Here is a 15,771-nt window from a genome sequence, read left to right on the forward strand (position 1 = left end):
AAACTCCTCCGCGCCACCGCCGACCTCTACGAAGCCAACCGCCCCGAACTCTTCGCCCTCCTCGCACGCGAGGCCGGCAAGACCTGGGCCGACGCTGTCGCCGAAGTCCGCGAAGCCGTCGACTTCCTGCGCTACTATGCCGAACAGGCCGAGGCCCAAACTCTCGCCGCACCGCTCGGCCCCATCGCCGCCATCTCGCCGTGGAATTTCCCGCTGGCCATCTTCACCGGCCAGATCGCTGCGGCTCTGGTGGCGGGCAACCCTGTCCTCGCCAAGCCGGCCCCGCAGACCCCGCTCATCGCCTACCGCGCCGTCCAGCTGATGCACCAGGCCGGCATCCCCCTCAACGCCATCCAGCTCCTCCCCGGCGCTGGCGACGTTGGCACCGCGCTCACCTCGAACCCGGCAATTGCCGGCGTCGTCTTCACCGGTTCGCTCCCCACCGCCCGCCGCATCGACCGCGCCATGGCTGCCCACCTCGCCCCCACCGCACCGCTGATCGCCGAGACCGGCGGCCTCAACGCCATGATCGTTGACTCCACCGCGCTGCCGGAACAGGCCGTGCGCGATATCCTGGCCTCGGCCTTCCAGTCGGCCGGTCAGCGCTGCTCTGCCCTGCGTGTTCTCTACGTGCAGGAAGACGCAGCCGAGCGCACCATCGACATGCTGAAAGGCGCGATGGATGAGCTGACGCTGGGCGATCCATGGGATCTCGCCACCGATATCGGCCCCGTCATCGACGAAGCCGCCAGGTCAAAAATCCAAGCCCATATCGACACTTACGAGCAGAACGGGAATCTGATTCATCGCTTGAAGGTGCCTGACGTCCTGGGAGAGCCTCATGGTGAGCGTGTCGAACCACGAGAGCCTGCCCTCGGGCCTGACCCGATGGGTTCGGAGCGCAGAACCTTCGTTCTGCCCACCGTCCTCCGCGTCAGCGGAATCGAAGCCCTCAAGGAAGAGATCTTCGGTCCCGTCCTGCACGTCGCCACCTTCCGTGCCGACGAACTCGATGCAGTGATCGCCGCCATCAACGCGTCGGGCTACGGCCTCACCTTCGGCCTGCACACCCGCATCTCCTCGCGTGTCCGTCAGGTCTCGAACACCGTTCGCGCGGGCAATATCTACGTCAATCGCAACCAGATCGGCGCCGTGGTCGGCTCCCAGCCCTTCGGTGGCGAAGGCCTATCGGGCACGGGTCCCAAGGCCGGCGGCCCGCATTACCTGCCGCGCTTCACCCTCGGCCATGGCGAAACCCAGCGCGCTCCTCTGCCGCTGCCGGGGCCAACCGGCGAGAGCAATATCATGCATGTGAGCCCGCGCGGCGCCGTCCTCTGCCTCGGCCCATCAGCCGCCGACCAGCAGGCACAGGCCATCATCGCCGCGACGCTGGGCAATACGGCCATCCTGGCCGAGCTCGATCTCGATACCCTGGCCCACGCCGACAGCTTTGATGCTGTCGCCTGCTTCGGCGACGACGCCACCCTCCGCGCCATTCGTATCGCCCTCAGCGCGCGTGACGGTGCCATCATCCCGCTATTGACCAGCGCGGAGGATGGCGCGCGCCTGCTGGTGGAACGCCATGTCTGCATCGACACCACGGCAGCAGGGGGGAATGCCAGCCTGATGGCGCAGGCAGGGTAGGGTGCTTGGACCTCCAGGTGAGCCAACCACGAGATAGTGGCACCAAGTCTCCCTCCCACCGCGCGTCACCCTCGGGCTTGCCCTGAGGGTTCTACACTTGCGGTGAGATCGTTAAGTGAAGGCCCCTCGGGTCAAGCCCGAGGGTGACGACGTGCGTTATGGAACGCCTACCCCCGCGCCACCAGCGCAGCCAACTTCGCCGGCACCGCCAGCACCTCGCGGATAAGGGCCACGCGTTCGGGCGTATAGTAACCCTCGACATCGAGCATGTTGACGGTTCCCACCAGTTCCCCGCCCAGCACCACCGGCATGTTTACCACCGACTGGCATCCCAGCGAGTCGATCAGCTCATAATCGGGAAACACCTTGGCGATGTCGGCAATGGTATTGGCGACAAAATACTGCCGCTGCTTGTGGACGATATCGAACCAGGAATCGTAGCGGATCGGCTTGGTCCCCGACGTCGGATAGTTCGCAGCGTCGCTCGTATAGGCGCGCCGGGCCACCTCGGCCTCCATGTCCACCGTCATGAAAGTGAAGAGCTTCACCCCAACGGTCTCTTCGGCCAGCGCCTGTAGCGCCGCAAAGGCCGCGTCGGCCCCCTTGGCCTCGGCGATGGCCGCATCGAACCGCGCGATGGCGTCAAAATGCTCAGTCATCAATAGTGTCCTTAGGCAATCACGCCGGCTCGACCTTCCGTGGCCGCCAGCAATTCTCTTGAATAGGGCTCGACGAGCTGGCCGCTGCGCAGCAGGTCCACATCCGCCACCTCCACCACCCGCCCGTGCCGCATCACGGCCAGCCGGTCGCACAGAAAGCTCACCACCGGCAAGTTGTGCGTCACCAGCAGGAATGTCAGGCCCTGTTCCCGCCGCAAGCGCTTGAGAAGGTTGAGGATTTCGGCCTGCACCGAAACGTCCAGCGCCGAAGTCGGCTCGTCCAGCAGCAGCACTTTGGGTTCCAGCATCAGCGCCCGGGCGATCGCCACGCGCTGCCTTTGTCCACCGGAAAGCTGATGCGGAAAGCGGAACCGGAATCGCTGGTCCAGCCCCACGGCTTTTAGCATAGCCTCGACCCGCTTGCCCCGGTTCCCCACCCCATGGATGGCCAGCGGCTCACTCAGCGTCGCGTCGATGGTCTTGCGCGGATGCAGCGAGCCATAAGGGTCCTGGAACACCATCTGGCATTGTCGCGCCACCGCGCGATCCACCCCATGGCTGCGCGCCTGGCCGAGCACTGAGATGCCGCCTGTCCAATCCGGCGCCAGCCCGGCAATGGCCCGCAATATGGTCGACTTGCCCGAGCCGCTCTCGCCCACCAGGGCAAAGCTTTCGCCCTCGGCGATGTCGAGATTGACCCCATGCACCACCTTGGTGTCGCCATAGGAAATATCGAGGTTGGAAAGCCTGATCGCGCTCATGTGCCCGCCCATTGGCTGCGGTCCAGCACGGGCAGTTCATCCCGGCTCTCATCAATGGTCGGCATCGCCGCCAGCAGTCCGCGTGTGTAGGGATGCCGGGCGCTATCGAGTTCGCCCGCCGCGCATTCCTCTACCACCGTGCCCGAATTCATCACCAGGATGCGGTCGCAATAGCGGCTGACCAGGTTCAGGTCGTGGCTGATCAGGATCAGCCCCATGCCCTTGGTCGTCACCAGATCGTCGATGATGTCGAGCACCTGTGCCTGCACGCTCACGTCGAGCGCCGAAGTCGGTTCGTCGGCGATGAGCAGCTCGGGTCCGGGGATCAGCATCATGGCGATCATCACCCGCTGCCCCATGCCACCCGAAACCTCATGCGGGTACAGTCCGGCCACGCGCTTCGGATCGTTGATCCGCACTGCTTCCAGCATGGTCAGGATGCGCTCATTGACTTCGCGCCGCGGCAGCTTCTCATGCGTCACCAAGGCTTCGGCGATCTGCTCGCCGACAGTCATGACCGGGTTCAGCGAGAACTTGGGGTCCTGCATCACCATCGAAATGCGTGCGCCCCTGATCGAGCGCATCTGCTTCTCGCTCTGGCGGAGAATGTCCACACCCTCGAACGCCAGCCGGTCCGCCGTCACCAGCCCCGGCTTGCGGATCAGCTTGAGGATAGCCCGGCCCGTCATCGACTTGCCCGACCCACTCTCGCCCACGATCCCCAGGCGTTCCCGCCCGAGATCGAACGAAATCCCCTTCACCACCTCGACCCGCCCGCGATGGGTGGGGAAGCTGACGCGCAGGTTCTTGACTTCAAGCATGGGCGCCATCACTTGCCCTCGCTCTTGGGGTCAAGCACGTCGCGCAGCCCATCGCCGAGGAAGCAGAACCCGAGGCTGACAATGATGATGGCGAACCCCGGCATCGTCGCCACCCACCACTGATCGAGGATGAATGTCCGCCCGCGCGAGATCATCGCGCCCCATTCCGGCAGCGGCGGCTGCGCGCCCAGACCGATAAAGCCCAGGCCCGCGGCGGTGAGGATTACCCCGGCCATATCGAGCGTCACCCGGATGATCATCGAACTCGTACACAGAGGCAGCACATGCTGCACGATCACCCGTAGCGGGCTCGCGCCCTGCAGCCGCACTGCGGCAATGAACTCCGCGTTACGGATCGTCAGCGTCTCCGCCCGCGCAATCCGCGCATAGGCTGGCCACGAGGTGATGGCGATGGCGATGATCGCGTTGTTGATGCCGGGCCCCAACGCCGCCACGAAGGCCAGCGCCAGGATCAGCTTGGGCATCGACAGGAAGATATCGGTGAAGCCCATCAGCAGCCGGTCGGTCCAGCCGCCGAAATAGCCGGATACGGCGCCGACCAGCAGGCCGAGTGGCGCCGAGATCAGCGCCACCAGCAGCACGATGGTCAGCGTGATCTGGCTGCCCCAGATCACCCGCGAAAAGATATCCCGCCCCAGCTCATCGGTGCCCATCCAGTGCAGGCTCGAAGGCGGCGCCAGCCGGTTGGCCAGGTCCTGCCCGGTGGCGGAGTAGGGCGCCAGCCAGGGCGCAAGGATCGCCGTCAGGATGAGAACGATGATGATCACCCCGCCCACCACCGAAAGCGGATTGCGGAGGAGAGCGGTAAACACCCGATAAGCCCGCCCGGCATTGGCCTGCCAGCGCGAGGACGGGGAATCGTCGAGCAGCCAGTCGCGTGTTGCCATCACCGCGCCCTCGGGTCCAGAACGCGATACAGCACGTCGCTGATCTTGTTGATGAAAATGAACACCGCCCCGATGACCAGCGTCGAACCCAGCACCGCATTCATGTCGGCGTTGAGCAAAGCCGTCGTGAGGTAATTGCCGATCCCCGGCCACGAAAACACCGTCTCGATCATGACCGACCCTTCCAGCAGCCCCGCATAGCTCAGCCCGATCACCGTGATGAGCGGAACGCGGATGGGATTGAACGCATGCCGCCAGATCACCACGCGCTCCGGCACGCCCTTGACCCGCGCCGTAGTGACGAATTCCTGGCTGAGCTGGTCGAGCATGAACGACCGCGTCATCCGCGCGATATAGGCCAAGCTGAAAAAGCCCAGCACCGATGCCGGCAGGATCAGGTGATGGACCGCATTCCAGAAGATCTCGAACTCGCCCTTGATCAGGCTGTCCACGAGCAGGAGCCCAGTCACCGGCTCGACCAGCCCGTCATAGAAGATGTCCAGCCGTCCCGGCCCGCCGACCCAGCGCAGCCGCGCATAGAACAGCGCCAGTCCCACCAGCCCCAGCCAGAAGGCCGGCATGGAATAGCCCAATAGCCCCACGACCCGGATGATCTGGTCGATCACCGAGCCCTGCCGGCTCGCCGCGATCACCCCCAGCGGCACCCCGAGTGCTACCCCGATGATGATGCCGATGGTGGCCATTTCCAGCGTCGCCGGAAAGAAGCGGCTGAGGTCCTCCACAACCGGCCGTCCGGTGCTGACCGATTGTCCGAGATCGCCCGAGAACACATTGACCACATAGTGGAAGAACTGAACCGGCAGCGGCTGGTCCAAGCCCATCGCCACCCGCGCCGCCTCATAGACCTCGTTGCTGGCCCTGTCACCGACCACGGCCAGCACCGGGTCGATCGGGATCACGCGCCCGATGAAGAAGGTGATGGCCAGCAGGCCCAGAAAGGTGAGGAAAACCGTCGCCACAAAGCCCACTGTCGCCGAAAGACCACGGCCCCACTTGCGCCGGCTAGGCGCAACGGGGGTGGGCGACATGGCAATCTGCGGCTCCAGGCTCACGCGAAAAATCTCCAGAGAAAACAAGACTCTCGGCCTGCAAGATGACTCTCTCGCAGACTGTGAAGGCCCTCACATTTCGCTTCCACCATACAGAAAACTTTGCTTATATCAAAAAAATTTTGGTGGAAGCGGATGGCAGGCGAAGCATTGACTAAGGCTGAGACGGAAGGGCACCCCAAGGTGGGCGCCCTGATCCGCGCCCGTCGCCGCCAGCAGCATATGACGCTCGAGGCGCTGGGCAAGTCTGCCGAAGTCTCCGTTGGCTATCTCAGCCAGGTCGAGCGCGACCACGCCACCCCCTCGCTCGGCACGCTGGCGCAGATTGCCCGCGCGCTCGGCGTCGGCATCGACTATTTCGTCTCCGCCCCGACGGCGCAGAATGCGCTGACCCGCGCTGGCGAGCGCAACCGCTTCTCCGTCGATGGCTCCTCCATCATCTATGAACGTCTGGGCGCCGATTTCCCCGGCAACCAGCTTTCGAGCTTCGTGATGACGGTGCCGCCGGGCTACCGCTCTGAAACAGTGGCGCATGAGGGCGAGGAAATTCTCTATGTGCTGGAAGGCGCTATCACCCAGCGCCTCGATGGCGAGGAAATGCTGATGCGGGCGGGCGATAGCCTGCATTTCCGCGGCAACCGCCCCCATTCATGGTCAAACCACACCGATCAACCGGCGCGCCTTCTCTGGACCGGCACGCTCGCGCTGTTCCGCTCCTCGGCCAAGCCTAGTCGGCAGGTCGCAGCGGTTGCCAACCCCGGTTTTCCCAAGCCGGCGAAAAACAAGAAAATCGTCAAACAGGAGAAACGCTGATGAAAACGTTCCGTGCCGCCTTGCTGGCCACGGCGCTGGCCCTGCCTCTGGGCAGTGTCGCCGCCTATGCCGCCACCCCTGCCGATGCCCTGGTCATCGCCCAGAACATCGACGACATCGTCGCGCTCGACCCGGCCCAGGCCTATGAGTTCACCTCGGGCGAGATCAACACCAACGTCTATGATCGCCTGGTGCAATACGAGGCTGAGGATACAACTACGCTCGTCGGCGGCCTCGCCTCAGAATGGGTGGCCGACGACGCCGCCAAGACCATCACCTTCACCCTGCGCGATGGCGCGACCTTTGCCTCCGGCAATCCGGTCCGCCCCGAGGACGTGCTGTTCTCGTTCAAGCGCGTGGTGACGCTCAACCTCACCCCGGCTTTCATCCTGACCCAGCTCGGCTGGACCCCCGAGAATATCGACGCCATGGTCACCATTGCCGATGGCAAGGTCGTGGTGAAATACGAGGGCGATTTCTCCTCCGCCTTCGTGCTCAACGTGCTGGCCGCCCGCCCGGCCTCCATCGTCGACGAAGTGCTGGTCTCCCAGCATGTCGAGGGCGACGACTGGGGCAATGCCTGGCTCAACACCAACTCGGCCGGCTCCGGCCCCTTCGTGCTGACCGATTATCGTCCTGCAGAAATCGTCCGCCTTACCGCGAACCCGACCTATTTCAAGGGCGCGCCGGCCATGGCTTCGGTCATCATCCGCCACGTCGCCGAAGCCGCCACCCAGCAGCTGCTGCTGACCTCGGGTGACGTCGATATCGCCAAGAACCTGACGCCCGACCAGATCGCCGGCCTCCCGGCGGATACCGTCAAGGTCGAGACCTATCCGCAGGCCGCCGTCCACTTCCTCTCCTTCAACCAGAAGGAAGAGTCGCTGACCCCGCCGGCCGTCTGGGAAGCCGCCCGTTACCTCGTCGACTATGACGGGATGACCCAGTCCTTCCTCAAGGGGCAGATGGAAATCCACCAGGCTTTCTGGCCCAAGGGCTTCCCCGGCTCCTATGACGAGACGCCGTTCACCTACGATGTTGCAAAGGCCAAGCAGATCCTGGCCGATGCCGGCATCACCACGCCGATCGATGTCACCCTCGACGTGATCAACGCCACCCCGTTCACCGATATGGCGCAGTCGCTGCAGGCCACCTTTGCCGAAGCCGGCATCAACTTCGAAATCCTGCCCGGCACTGGCGCCCAGGTCATCACCAAATATCGCGAGCGTACCCACCAGGCCATGCTGCTGTACTGGGGCCCTGACTTCATGGACCCGCATTCCAATGCCAAGGCCTTTGCCTATAACTCCAACAATGCCGATGACAATTACACCGCCACCACCACATGGCGGAACGCCTGGGCCGTGCCGGAGGAGCTGAACGCGAAGGTCACCGCTGCCCTCGCCGAACCCGATCAGGCCAAGCGCAACGAGGCCTATATCGAGATCCAGAAGGAAGCCCAGGCGTCCTCACCGATCGTCATCATGTTCCAGGCCGCACTGACCATTGCCATGGCCAACAATGTCGAAGGCTACGTCAACGGCGCCACCTCCGACTTCGTGTACTACCGCCTTGTAACTAAGCAATAATCCCGCACCGCGGCAGCAAGCCCAAGCTGCTGCCGCACAAGGAGCCGGGTTAGTGTCCCTCCGGCCCGGCTCCTATCTTTCCGACCCACCGGCCGTCACCCTCGGGTCAAGCCCGAGGGTGACGATCGATTTTGCTGAACCGCGAAGTCTCCAATCATCCGAGCCCCCATGAACCCCACCCTCACCACTCGCATGGCCAACCTCCGCGCCCGGATGGCTGCCACCAAGACCGATCTCGTGGTCATCGGACCCTCCAGCCACATGCTCTACCTGGCCGATCTCTCGCCGCACGGCGATGAGCGCCCGGTGCTGCTGATGGTGAGCCCGACCTTCGCCGGCTTCCTCATGCCCGCACTCAATGTCGACAGCGCCCGCCAGCACACCGATCTGCCCTTCTTCCCATGGGCCGATGCCGACGGTCCCGATGCCGCACTGGCCGAACTGCTCGCTGCCACCGGAGTGCCGGCTGCCCCTTCCATCGTCCTCGACGAAACCATGCGGACTGATTTCGCGCTGCTCGTACTCGACGCTCTTGGCGGCGCCACGAGGCGCTTTACCACCGACACCGTCGGCTATCTCCGCTCCCGCAAGGACGATGCCGAATACGATGCGCTCAAGAAGAGCGCCGTCCTCAACGATGCCGCCATGGCCGCCGGCTTCGCCGCCCTGCGCCCCGACATTACCGAATACGAAGTCGCCACCGTCATCCGCGATTTTTACAAGGCCAATGGCGCCACCACCGAATTCTGCTCGGTCTGCTTCGGTCCCAACGGCGCCTTCCCGCATCACCATACCGGCGAGACCCAGCTCAAGGCCGGCGATGCCGTCCTCATCGACACCGGCGGCCGCATCCATGGCTACCCCTCCGACATGACCCGTGTGGGCTATTTCGGCACGGCCCCCGAAGGCTTCGGCCAAATCCACTCGGTCCTCGACCGTGCCGTCGAAGCCGCCATCGCCGCCGCCAGGCCCGGCGCAAAAGCCAGGGATGTCGACAAGGCCGCCCGCGACATCATCACCGCGGCTGGCTACGGCCCCAATTTCCTGCACCGCACCGGCCATGGCCTGGGCATCGACATCCACGAGACGCCCTACATCACCGCGACGTCAGACACAGTGCTCGAAGAGGGTATGGTCTTCTCCATCGAGCCCGGCATTTACCTGCAGGGCCAGTTCGGCCTGCGCCTGGAAGAGATCGTCATCATTCGCAATGGGGTGGCCGAAATCCTGTCCGACATGCCCCGAACGGCGGTCGCGGGCGGTTGACAGATCTGGGCGAAAATCTCATGGCGAGCCGCACGACCGCGCCCGTTCTGACGACTGACCGCCTCGTGCTCCGCGCCCACGCGGCCGCCGACTTCCCTGCCTGCTGCACGCTCTGGGCTGACCCTGATGTGACGCGCTACATTGGCGGCCGTCCCAGCACGCCCGAAGAAGTCTGGTCCCGCCTCCTGCGCTATGCTGGTCATTGGCAGCTACTTGGTTACGGCTATTTCCTCGCCACGGACCGGGCGACAGGCGAACTTGTCGGCGAATTCGGCCTCGCCGATTTTCACCGGGACATCGAACCATCCCAGGGCGATGCCCCCGAGGCGGGCTGGGCCATGCTGCCGCAATTCCAGGGCAGGGGACTGGCCCAGGAGGCGCTCAGCTCTGTCCTCGATTGGGCCGACCAGTCCATGCCCCGCACCGTCTGCCTGATTGATCCAGACAATGCACCATCACTGCGGCTGGCCGCGCGGCTCGGCTACACCGAATATGCCCGCACGACCTACAAGGAACGCCCCTCGATCCTGTTCGAGCGCCCTTCCGCGCGTTGATCAGGCCCTGAGCAGCGCCATTCCGGCCGGCACATCTCGCTCGAACACCAGCACGCCGTCCACCACGGTCAACCGCCCCTGGTGCACTGCCGTCTTGCGCGCCGCCACATCCGGCGGCCCGGCCTTGTCGCGCGTCTCTTCCCATTCGGGGTGGGTGAAATAATACATCGCCGCGTGGTCGCCCACGACCACCACATCGGCATGCCGGGCAAACCGGCGGTCCATCGGGTCGGCCCCCGGCTGGTCCGCGATCAGCCCCTGCCGCGTCCAATTCACGGCATCGTTCGACCGGTACACGCCCTGGCCACGCCACTCATCGACGATCAGCCAATGCCACCCGCCCAGCACGAACACATTGGGCCCTTCATGCGGCGGCCCGTCCGGCGAGCCGGGCAATACCAACCCCTCCTGCCGCCATTCATACAGGTCCGTGCTGACAGCACTCCAGGTGCTCGAACCGGCATCCTCGTCCTTGTACCACATGCGCCACAGCCCATCCGGGCACTTGAGCACGCAGGCATCGATCACCCTTGGCCCGTTGAGCACCAGCGGTCCAACCCGCGTCCAGTTCTCGAGGTCGGGACTGGTAAAATGCGTGATCGTGCGCGGCACGCCGGGCCAGTTGTCCGGCACGCCCGGAATGTAGCTGAGCCACATGTGATACTGGCCTTCCGCCCAGATCACCTCCGGCGCCCAGTGCGTATTGCGCTGTCCGGCATCCCTGGGATCGTCCAGCCCTGCCACCGTGCCGCGATAATGCCAGCTCGCGCCGTCATCGGTGCTTACGGCTACACCGATCGGCGAGCCATGTATCCAGGTAAACAGGGGGCCGTCCGCCGCGGGCTGGCGATTGGTGTAGAACATCCACCACTCGTGGGTGCCCTGCTTGCGGATCACGGTGGGGTCCGCTGCCCCGTCGGCAATCGGATCGCGGTAAATTGGTGCTGACATGGCGATATGTCTATCAGCAATTCCGGCTGGATCAACGGTCCGGTTGCGGTCTTGTATGTAAGCGCCGGCCGTTGCTAAGTAGCTGATGGCTTTTGAATTTGGCGAGGATGGGATGGAGCACGCGGTGCCGGCAGGAGTAGCGGACACGGAAACGGGTGCACGTCGCCGCCTGTGGCTGGATGGGGTCTGGCAGTTCCGGCACGAGGACGGACCGTGGCGCGAGGCGCATGTGCCCGGTCCGTGGCAGGCGGAGTTTTCGGACCTCGTCGATACCAGCGGGCGCGCCGTCTACAAGCGCAGCTTTGCCCTGCCCCAGGGCTGGGACAGCCAGGAACTGGCGCTGCAGTTCGGGGCCGTCAGCTATTTCTGCGAAGTGCTGCTGAATGGTCAGCCCGTCGGCAGCCATGAGGGTGCCTTCCTGCCGTTCGAAATCGTGCTGCCGGCTTCGGCGCTCAGGGCGCAGAATGAGCTCGAAATGCGCGTCACCATGCCGTCGGCCGATCACCGCGCCTATCCCGACCATCCCTTCGGCGAAGTTCCACACGGCAAGATGAGCTGGTATGGCCGCATCGGTGGCCTGTGGCAGTCGGTGATGCTGGAGGCGCGCGATCCGCGCCATGTCGAGGACGTGGCGATCGTTGCCGGGATGGACGGCAAGGTGTTCGTCGACCTGGCCCTTTCGGCCCCGAGCGTCGGCATGCCCGTGCAACTTTCGGTGCTCGATGCGGATGGAGCCGTCGTGGCGAAGGCCAGCGCGACGGCCGGTAGCCAGGTCTCCGCCACCCTGTCCGTAGCCGGCCCCAGGCTCTGGTCCCCCGATACACCGAACCTCTATTCGCTCGTTGTCGATATGGGCACCGACAAGGTGATCGAGACCTTCGGCTTCCGCACCATCGAGGCCAAGGGCGGCCAGGTGCTGCTCAATGGCGAGGCGATCTACCTCCGTGGCGCCCTAGACCAGGACTATTATCCCGATGGCATCTACACGCCGCCCTCGCTGGAATTCCTGGAAGATCAGGCCCGCAGGGCCAAGCATCTCGGCCTCAATCTGCTGCGCTGCCACATCAAGGTGCCGGACCCGCGCTATTATGACGTCGCCGACCGGCTGGGCCTGCTGGTCTGGACCGAAGTGCCCAACGTTGCCAGCTTCACCAGCAAGTCGGCCGATCGCATGCGCGAGACCATGCAAGGCATTCTCAAGCGCGACCGCAATCATCCCTCGATCATCGCGTGGACGCTGATCAACGAGGATTGGGGCACGCGGCTGGTGGAGAATGCCGAGCACCGCCAATGGCTCAAGGACAGCTACGACTGGCTCAAGGCTGAAGACCCGACTCGCCTGGTGGTCGACAACTCGGCCTGCTTCCCCAATTTCCACATGAAGACCGACCTCAACGACTATCACTATTACCGGTCGGTACCCGAGCGCCGCCAGGAATGGGACGACATCACCGCCCAATTCGCTGCCGGCGCTGACTGGACCTTTTCGCCACTCGGCGACGCCGAACGGCGCGGCGACGAGCCGCTGGTCGTCTCCGAATTCGGCGTCTGGGGCCTGCCTGACCCCAAGAAGCTCCGCCGCGCAGACGGCGGCGAGCCCAACTGGTTCGAAACCGGTTCGCTCTGGGGCGACGGCGTGGCGCTGCCGCACGGCATCGAGGAGCGCTTCGCCGCGCTCGACCTCGACCGCACCTTCGGCTCGTTCGATGGCTTCATCGAAAACGTGCAGTGGTACCAATTCATGAACCTGCGCTACCAGATCGAGCAGATGCGGCTGCATCCCTCGATCATGGGCTATGTCATCACCGAACTGACCGACGTCCACTGGGAGGCCAATGGCCTGATGGACATCGAACGCAATCCGCGCGTGTTCCACGACGTCTTCGCCCAGATCAATACCGACATGGTCATTGTGCCGCGGCCAAAACGCTATTCGGCCTATCTCGACGAAACGCTCGATATTGACATCAGCGTGGCCACGGGTGGCAATGCTCTGCCGGCAGGCGCCATCCTGCGCTGGAGCGGCGACGCGACGGGATCGATAGCCGTCCCGGCCGCTGGCCCGGTCTCGGTCACCAGCCCCGGCACGCTCGGGCTCGACCTCCCGGCCACCGGCGCGAGCCGCATGGCAAGGCTCGACTTCGTGCTCGAGGCCGGTGGCTCGGTCGTCGCGCGCAACGCCTGTGATATCGCCCTCTATGCGAGGCGCGACACGGCAGGCCTGCCGAGCATCGCCGCGGCAGATGCCGGCCTGGCCGCCTATGCTTCCGACTTGGGCTACCGCGTCGTTCCGGCCGGCGAGGCGGACATCGTGCTCTGCCATGCCGCCGATGGCGCCGATGTCGAGGTGATGAAGGCGGGCGGGCGCTTCCTCATCCTTGCCGATGGCTCCGTCAGAACCAACTGGAACCTGCGCACCGACATGCCCGATGGCGAACTGCCGCATCGCAGCATTGTCGCCGATGGCAGGAAATTCCGTCCCAGCCTCGATCAGCATCTGCCGGGCATAAGCCTGGTGGAACGCGAAGGAACCATCTGGCGTGGCGACTGGATCGCGGGTTTCTCCTGGATCCGCCGCGATGGTCCCTTTGCCGGCATTCCCGGTGGCCCGATCCTTGACCTGAGCTTCTCGGGCGTCGTGCCGCACCACCTGCTGACGGGCTTCCGGCCTTGGGAATTCGGCAACAACGTCCACGCCGGCGTAGTTGTGGGCTGGGTGCATAAGCCGGCGGCGATCATCGGCGAGAAGCGGGTCGGCCGGGGCGGGGTGGTCGCCACCACCTTCCGCCTGACGCGGGAAGCGCCGGGCGCCGATCCGGTCGCGGCGGCCCTGTTCGACGCCCTGGTGATGGCGACCACGCAATTGCCGGTGGACAGGGGCGGATTCTAGGGCCGCAATCGGCCGTCCCGGTACCGCCCGGGTGATTTGGCGCGGGCTGGATTATGTGGGAAGAACAGGGGGAACCGCCCCGCAGGAGATGGCCAGAGTGAGCGTAGCCTTTACCAAGGAAGACAGTGCCGAAACGGCCGCGGAAACCCAGTTGCCCGATCGCCCGATTTCCGTGCACCCGAACCTGGTGACGGCAGCAGGCATGAAGGCGCTTGCGCAGCAACTCGACCAGGCTCGCCAGGCCTATGAAGCCGCATCGCTCGTCGAGGATGTGAATGAGCGGCGGCGGCAGGCAGCGGGCCCGCTACGTGACCTGCGCTATCTGACCGAAAGACTCAGGACCGCCCAGCTTGTGCCCGCACCGACGGGCGACACAGTGGCTTTCGGCGCCGAGGTCACCTTCACGCGCGACGGCGGTCGCAGGCAAACTTATCGTATCGTGGGGGAGGACGAAGCGGACCCCGCAGCCGGTTCAATCTCCTATGTATCACCTATCGCCAGAGCCCTCGCGGGCAAGGCCGTGGGCGACAGCGTGACCCTGGGCGAGCAGGATCTCGAGATCGTGGACATTTCGCAATGAAGAGAATTGCCGTGGCGCTCGGCGCCCTGTTGCTGCTTAGCCAGAATGCGGCGGCCGGCTGGTATCGCGTGGAGAACTACCAGGGGGCGGTCGGGCCGGCCGTGGTTCACCTGTCGCTGCAGATCTACGAGTTCGGCAGCGGCATCACGGTCGAGGGTAGCTACTTTGTCGAAGGCGAGAACAAGCCGGTGGTCATCTATGGCCACAACCGCGACGGCAGGCTTGAGCTTTGCGAGATAGAGGACGACGCGGAATTCGAGAGGATACTGGTCCAGGGATCAGCAACCCCAGTCGATACGTCTGGTTGCCCCATTGTCCTCGATATCGACCTGCGCAACGTCAGCGGCACCTGGCAGGTCGGCGGCGAAAGCCATTCCGTCAAGCTGAAGCAGGTTGCCAGCCTTGACGACACCGGAGCGGGCGCCATTACCGGAACGGTCGCCATCCCGTTCTGGCACGCCACCACTTCCCACAGGTTCTCAGGTCTCTATACGCAGACCGATGCAGGCATCTGCATGGAACGACTGCAGGTCATCAACCGGGCCACGGCGCAGGTCGATCAGGAGATCGCATTCGCGGATGATGATCTCTGCAGTGCCGGCGCTGTCATGACGCAGATATACCAGAATGTCGAAGCCTACCGCGACGGCGACGCAGACATAGTCTCCGTCAATTTTGCCGACGGCAGAATGGGTTACGCCGTGGACTACCTGGTGGATCCCGTAACCGGATTGCTATCGCCGCTGCGGTAGCCGCGCTCACAGCCGGGTGAGTGTTGGCCACGAAATCCTTGCCGCCACGCCTCAGTTGGCGAATGCCCGCAATGCCGTATAGCCGGCAACGGCAGCAACGGCGCTGACCGTAATGCCCCAGACCAAGTCGACGATACTGACCAAAAGCGGCCAGTCGCGCATGGTCGACAGGTTGGTGAAATCGTAGGTTCCATAGGCAACCAGCCCCAGTAGCGCTCCCAGGCCCAGCGCGGTCAGCCAGGAACCCGATGCGTTGGCGGGCAGCACGGCAAAGACGACCAGTCCCACCACATAGACCAGGTAGAAGGCGGCCGCGACCGGCAGGTTCGGGCTGTCGCGCAGCATTGTACCCAATAGTGGCTTGTAGAGGCGCGGCACGGCCAGGCTCAGCCAGATGAAGTCCAGCGCAAAGAAGGCAGCGGCTGAGCCGAGATAGGCAATGACGGGATGAGGCATGGTTTCGCTCCGGATATCGGCAGGGTCATGCTCGCATGAGGCGGGTAGAGGGCCAAC

The 15,771-nt window shown here is 64.5% G+C and carries 15 protein-coding genes; 8 read left to right on the plus strand and 7 right to left on the minus strand.

Going from position 1 to position 15,771, the window contains the following annotated elements:
- Positions 1–1,644, plus strand: a 1,644-nt coding sequence (locus tag IH615_RS03500) for an L-glutamate gamma-semialdehyde dehydrogenase (protein WP_291359843.1), incomplete at its 5' end; no start/stop codon positions are given.
- Positions 1,645–1,811: 167 nt separating this feature from the next.
- On the opposite strand, the gene IH615_RS03505 is transcribed toward IH615_RS03500, so the two are convergent.
- From IH615_RS03505 to IH615_RS03525, 5 genes are read right to left on the minus strand one after another with little or no spacing between them, the layout of a single operon-like run.
- The gene (locus IH615_RS03505) at positions 1,812–2,303 is read right to left on the minus strand and encodes a GAF domain-containing protein (protein WP_291359845.1); all 492 of its coding nucleotides are present in this window, start codon (positions 2,301–2,303) and stop codon (positions 1,812–1,814) included.
- 11 nt (positions 2,304–2,314) lie between these two features.
- Positions 2,315–3,064, minus strand: a complete 750-nt coding sequence (locus tag IH615_RS03510; RefSeq protein ID WP_291359847.1) for an ABC transporter ATP-binding protein — start codon at positions 3,062–3,064, stop codon at positions 2,315–2,317.
- The gene (locus IH615_RS03515; protein WP_291359848.1) at positions 3,061–3,894 is read right to left on the minus strand and encodes an ABC transporter ATP-binding protein; all 834 of its coding nucleotides are present in this window, start codon (positions 3,892–3,894) and stop codon (positions 3,061–3,063) included. The genes IH615_RS03510 and IH615_RS03515 overlap by 4 nt, the downstream gene beginning before the upstream one ends.
- Entirely contained in the window at positions 3,894–4,793 is a 900-nt protein-coding gene (locus IH615_RS03520; RefSeq protein WP_291359850.1) for an ABC transporter permease, read from the minus strand. The genes IH615_RS03515 and IH615_RS03520 overlap by 1 nt, the downstream gene beginning before the upstream one ends.
- Positions 4,793–5,842: an ABC transporter permease gene (locus tag IH615_RS03525; protein WP_291360108.1), complete on the minus strand. Its 1,050-nt coding sequence runs from the start codon at positions 5,840–5,842 to the stop codon at positions 4,793–4,795. Before IH615_RS03525 ends, IH615_RS03520 begins: the two co-directional genes overlap by 1 nt.
- A 171-nt stretch (positions 5,843–6,013) precedes the next feature.
- Here IH615_RS03525 and IH615_RS03530 point away from each other — a divergent pair, with 171 nt between their 5' ends.
- From IH615_RS03530 to IH615_RS03545, 4 genes are all read left to right on the plus strand, one after another.
- Positions 6,014–6,676: an XRE family transcriptional regulator gene (locus tag IH615_RS03530; protein WP_291359852.1), complete on the plus strand. Its 663-nt coding sequence runs from the start codon at positions 6,014–6,016 to the stop codon at positions 6,674–6,676.
- Entirely contained in the window at positions 6,676–8,265 is a 1,590-nt protein-coding gene (locus IH615_RS03535) for an ABC transporter substrate-binding protein (RefSeq protein WP_291359854.1), read from the plus strand. Before IH615_RS03530 ends, IH615_RS03535 begins: the two co-directional genes overlap by 1 nt.
- A 168-nt stretch (positions 8,266–8,433) precedes the next feature.
- Positions 8,434–9,531 (plus strand): Xaa-Pro peptidase family protein, encoded by a 1,098-nt coding sequence (locus IH615_RS03540; RefSeq protein WP_291359856.1) that lies wholly within the window; start codon positions 8,434–8,436, stop codon positions 9,529–9,531.
- A gap of 20 nt (positions 9,532–9,551) precedes the next feature.
- On the plus strand, positions 9,552–10,085 hold the full coding sequence (locus IH615_RS03545; RefSeq protein WP_291359858.1) for a GNAT family N-acetyltransferase: 534 nt from the start codon (positions 9,552–9,554) through the stop codon (positions 10,083–10,085).
- Here the strand turns inward: IH615_RS03545 and IH615_RS03550 are convergent, their stop codons facing one another.
- Positions 10,086–11,036, minus strand: coding sequence for a hypothetical protein (locus tag IH615_RS03550; RefSeq protein WP_291359859.1), 951 nt, complete (start codon positions 11,034–11,036; stop codon positions 10,086–10,088).
- A gap of 85 nt (positions 11,037–11,121) precedes the next feature.
- On the opposite strand from IH615_RS03550, the gene IH615_RS03555 reads away from it, so the two are divergent.
- The 3 genes from IH615_RS03555 (at position 11,122) to IH615_RS03565 (ending at position 15,258) form a co-directional block, all read left to right on the plus strand.
- A complete protein-coding gene (locus tag IH615_RS03555) occupies positions 11,122–13,926 on the plus strand; it encodes a glycoside hydrolase family 2 TIM barrel-domain containing protein (RefSeq protein ID WP_291359861.1) in 2,805 nt (934 codons plus the stop codon).
- 97 nt (positions 13,927–14,023) lie between these two features.
- Complete coding sequence (gene greA / locus IH615_RS03560) at positions 14,024–14,506, plus strand: transcription elongation factor GreA (protein ID WP_291359863.1); 483 nt, start codon at positions 14,024–14,026, stop codon at positions 14,504–14,506.
- Positions 14,503–15,258 carry a hypothetical protein gene (locus IH615_RS03565; protein WP_291359865.1) on the plus strand — a complete coding sequence of 252 codons (756 nt, stop codon included), beginning with the start codon at positions 14,503–14,505 and terminating at the stop codon, positions 15,256–15,258. The genes greA and IH615_RS03565 overlap by 4 nt, the downstream gene beginning before the upstream one ends.
- A gap of 51 nt (positions 15,259–15,309) precedes the next feature.
- Here the strand turns inward: IH615_RS03565 and IH615_RS03570 are convergent, their stop codons facing one another.
- A complete protein-coding gene (locus IH615_RS03570) occupies positions 15,310–15,714 on the minus strand; it encodes a DUF2177 family protein (RefSeq protein ID WP_291359866.1) in 405 nt (134 codons plus the stop codon).
- Positions 15,715–15,771 lie beyond the last annotated feature (57 nt).

Origin of the sequence: Devosia sp. (assembly GCF_014860165.1) — a bacterium.
In the GTDB taxonomy this organism is placed as follows: domain Bacteria; phylum Pseudomonadota; class Alphaproteobacteria; order Rhizobiales; family Devosiaceae; genus Devosia.

What these genes read in the sequence shown, in the direction of transcription:
- IH615_RS03540 (WP_291359856.1), top strand. Translation starts at nt 8,434, where the DNA reads ATGAACCCCACCCTCACCACTCGCATGGCCAACCTCCGCGCCCGGATG.
- IH615_RS03505 (WP_291359845.1), bottom strand. Translation starts at nt 2,303, where the DNA reads ATGACTGAGCATTTTGACGCCATCGCGCGGTTCGATGCGGCCATCGCC.
- IH615_RS03515 (WP_291359848.1), bottom strand. Translation starts at nt 3,894, where the DNA reads ATGGCGCCCATGCTTGAAGTCAAGAACCTGCGCGTCAGCTTCCCCACC.
- IH615_RS03535 (WP_291359854.1), top strand. Translation starts at nt 6,676, where the DNA reads ATGAAAACGTTCCGTGCCGCCTTGCTGGCCACGGCGCTGGCCCTGCCT.
- IH615_RS03520 (WP_291359850.1), bottom strand. Translation starts at nt 4,793, where the DNA reads ATGGCAACACGCGACTGGCTGCTCGACGATTCCCCGTCCTCGCGCTGG.
- IH615_RS03555 (WP_291359861.1), top strand. Translation starts at nt 11,122, where the DNA reads ATGGCTTTTGAATTTGGCGAGGATGGGATGGAGCACGCGGTGCCGGCA.
- IH615_RS03545 (WP_291359858.1), top strand. Translation starts at nt 9,552, where the DNA reads ATGGCGAGCCGCACGACCGCGCCCGTTCTGACGACTGACCGCCTCGTG.
- IH615_RS03510 (WP_291359847.1), bottom strand. Translation starts at nt 3,064, where the DNA reads ATGAGCGCGATCAGGCTTTCCAACCTCGATATTTCCTATGGCGACACC.
- IH615_RS03565 (WP_291359865.1), top strand. Translation starts at nt 14,503, where the DNA reads ATGAAGAGAATTGCCGTGGCGCTCGGCGCCCTGTTGCTGCTTAGCCAG.
- IH615_RS03550 (WP_291359859.1), bottom strand. Translation starts at nt 11,036, where the DNA reads ATGTCAGCACCAATTTACCGCGATCCGATTGCCGACGGGGCAGCGGAC.
- IH615_RS03525 (WP_291360108.1), bottom strand. Translation starts at nt 5,842, where the DNA reads ATGTCGCCCACCCCCGTTGCGCCTAGCCGGCGCAAGTGGGGCCGTGGT.
- IH615_RS03570 (WP_291359866.1), bottom strand. Translation starts at nt 15,714, where the DNA reads ATGCCTCATCCCGTCATTGCCTATCTCGGCTCAGCCGCTGCCTTCTTT.